The sequence below is a fragment of the Nocardia carnea genome, from assembly GCF_029869215.1.
GTDB classification, from domain to species: domain Bacteria; phylum Actinomycetota; class Actinomycetes; order Mycobacteriales; family Mycobacteriaceae; genus Nocardia; species Nocardia carnea_B.
This window is the reverse complement of record NZ_JARWPM010000303.1, coordinates 1-2,754: the sequence shown is the minus strand read 5'-3', so window position 1 is coordinate 2,754 and position 2,754 is coordinate 1. Positions and strand designations below refer to the sequence as shown.

The 2,754-nt window shown below is 69.2% G+C and carries 3 protein-coding genes; 2 read left to right on the top strand and 1 reads right to left on the bottom strand.

Annotation, left to right across the window (positions count from 1 at the left end; all coding sequences use genetic code 11):
* Together QH276_RS21505 and QH276_RS21500 are read left to right on the top strand one after the other, a co-directional pair.
* The coding region (locus tag QH276_RS21505; protein ID WP_432278804.1) for an HNH endonuclease family protein at positions 1-730 on the top strand (730 nt) is incomplete at its 5' end.
* A 35-nt stretch (positions 731-765) separates the two neighbouring features.
* Positions 766-990, top strand: a complete 225-nt coding sequence (locus QH276_RS21500) for a hypothetical protein (protein ID WP_280402349.1) — start codon at positions 766-768, stop codon at positions 988-990.
* A 447-nt stretch (positions 991-1,437) separates the two neighbouring features.
* Here QH276_RS21500 and QH276_RS21495 read toward each other — a convergent pair whose 3' ends face one another.
* Positions 1,438-2,622, bottom strand: a complete 1,185-nt coding sequence (locus tag QH276_RS21495; protein ID WP_280398869.1) for an FAD-dependent monooxygenase — start codon at positions 2,620-2,622, stop codon at positions 1,438-1,440.
* Positions 2,623-2,754 lie beyond the last annotated feature (132 nt).

Genomic DNA, 2,754 nt, shown 5'->3' with positions numbered 1-2,754 from the left:
CGTCGCGATCCCGATCCTGATCGTGGTGGTCCTCGCCGCCGGCTATTTCCTCGAAGGGCGTGACAGCGCAACCGCTACCGACGCCGGTCCCGCGAACACCGCGGCGGCGGACGAGGTGCGGTCGGCCCTGGACCGGCTGCCCGTGAAGGCGGAGGCCGGGATGGCCGGCTACAGCCGGGAGAAGTTCCCGCACTGGGACAACAACGAGGCCGAACACGGTTTCGGCCCGGAGTTCGCGCAATATCTCAAATGCACCACGCGCGAGGTGATGATGCTGCGCGACGCCACCGGCGAGGTGAGCCTGGACCCGAAGACCTGCGATCTGAAGATCGGCACGGGCGGCGGCTGGCAGGACACCTACGGCGTACTCGATGCCAAGACCGGGAAACTGAAGCCGTACAAGTTCATCACCGATCCGGCCGGGGTCGACGCCGAACATATCGTGCCGCTCGCGGAAGCCTGGCGTTCGGGCGCCAAGGATCTGGACACCGATACCCGCCGCAGGATCGCCAACGACGCGCAGAATCTCATCGCCTCCGACCCGTCGGCCAACCGGTCCAAAGGCGACCAGGACCCTTCGGATTACCTCCCGCCGGGGACTTTCCGCTGCGGATATATCTCGCACTACGTCCAGGTCAAGCTAAAGTACGGGCTGAGCGTCGATCAGGACGAGCAGACCGCACTGCGGACCGCGGTGGACGACTGCGTAAAACGAGGTGAGTTCAAATAGCCGAAGTCATCGAGTTGCCGGGGAAAACCTCCGTGATGACCCGGGAGGCCGGGACGATCTCCGGCGCCCTGGACATCACCGTCGACCCCAAGGGTTACGGCATGGTCCGCTACCGGGAAACCGAGGAGTGGTACACGATCGGCAATCTCGATGACACCACACCGCGCACGTGGAAATCCTGCACCGAACTCGCGGACGCCATCGCGAAGGTGCGGGGGACCCGCGACGCCGCGGGCAACACCATCCCCTTCGCGTGCTGAGGTGGGTGGGGGCGAGGTAAATGAGCAACCCCCCCCCCCACCCCCCCCCCGCCCCCCCCCCCCCCCCCTCCCCCACCCCCGAACCCGCCGCCGCCACAGCCGCTACCTCCCCCACCCCCACCACCGCGAGCACCATCGCCGCTTCCGGCGAACCAGGCGCCCGCACCGCCCGCGCCCGCCGACCGCAGCGGCGCCCGGTTGCGCCGGTACCCGCGCACCGCAGCCACCACCGCCAGTACCACAGACACCGCGAGAAGCCATGCGCCCGCGACGGAACCGACGGTGAACAGCACGATGAGACCGATCAATGCGGTGGCCACAACCAGCAGAACGAGCACGGTACCTCCCCGAAATCCACAGCCGCTGCACAACATGCTACGCAGCGCCTGTGACAGCTGAGCGGTTATGGATTCGAGCCGGACCGGTATGCGGGGAAGTGCGCCGGACTCAGCTCACCGTCTCCGACCAAGCAATGCGGTAGCGCTGCTCGGTGCCGACCAGCTTCTCGGCGTCCATCATCCGGGCCATCACGGGCATCACCAGCTGCATCACCTTGCGGGCCACCGGCCCGGGGGTTTTGCTGTGGTTGATCTTCGCGGCCCGCGCCGCCACACCCTCCACCCGGGAACGGCGCAATCCCTCGTACGTGGCGAATGCCTTCTCGGGCTCGGGAATATCGCGTAGGCAGCGGGCCAGTTCGACCGCGCTCTCGATCGCCAGCGAGGCGCCCTGGCCGGAACTGTTGGACGGTGCGTGCACCGCGTCGCCGATCAGCACCATGCGGTGCCGGTACCAGTGCGGCACCGGCGGCATGATGTGCAGAGCACCGGTGACCTCCAGCTGTTCCGGTGTGGTCGCGCGGGCGAGCCGGCCACCCGGATAGTCCTCGCCGTAGGTATCGCGCAGGGTCTCCAGCCAGCGCTCGGGCGGGATATCGCGGGCCTCGGTGAGCGAAAGATATTCCGCGCTGGGCAGATTCGCTCCCCAGCCGATCCTTCCGTCGCCCAGGGGCCAGTACAGGTAGTAGGCGCGTTTCCCGTAGGCGAAGACGATCGTCTCGGCCGGGGTGTCGATATCGCATTCCACGGTGGCGCCGAAGCCGAGCATCCCGGTGAAATCCGGACCCGGGGCGGCAGGGTCGATCAGCCGCCGCACGGTGGAGCGGATACCGTCGGCGCCGATGAGCACATCGGCGGTGGCGGTGCTGCCGTCGGCGAACCGCGCGGTCACGCCCTCGCCGGTATGTTCGGCCGCCACCAGGCGTTTGCCGTAGTCGATCGGCACACCGGCCGCCACGGCCCGTTCGTGCAAAACCCGGTGCAGGTCACCGCGGTCGACCAGTTGTAAGGGCGGCTGGTCCGGCAGGCTGGGAGCGGGCAGCAGCTTACCGCCGACCGACAGGCACATCCGCGGCACCGGTGCGGCGATCCCGCGGACGGCATCGCCCGCACCGATCACATCCAGGGCGGCCACACCGTTCGGCGCGAGGGCCAAACCGCTGCCGATCGTGTACGCGGGCCCCGGGTAGGCCTCGTAGACGCGGGCCTCGATACCCGCCTTGTGCAACGCGGTGGCCGCCACGGGCCCCGCGATTCCGCCGCCGATCACCAGCGCGCTTCGTGTTCCGGACACAGGTGTACTCCTAGTTGTCGGGGGGGGGGGGGGCGGCGGGGGGGCGGGGGGGGGGGGGGGGGGGAGGCCAAACCGAAGCCGCCCCCGCGGGGGGGTCGGGCGCGGCCGAGGCGCGCCCCCCCACCCGAACAG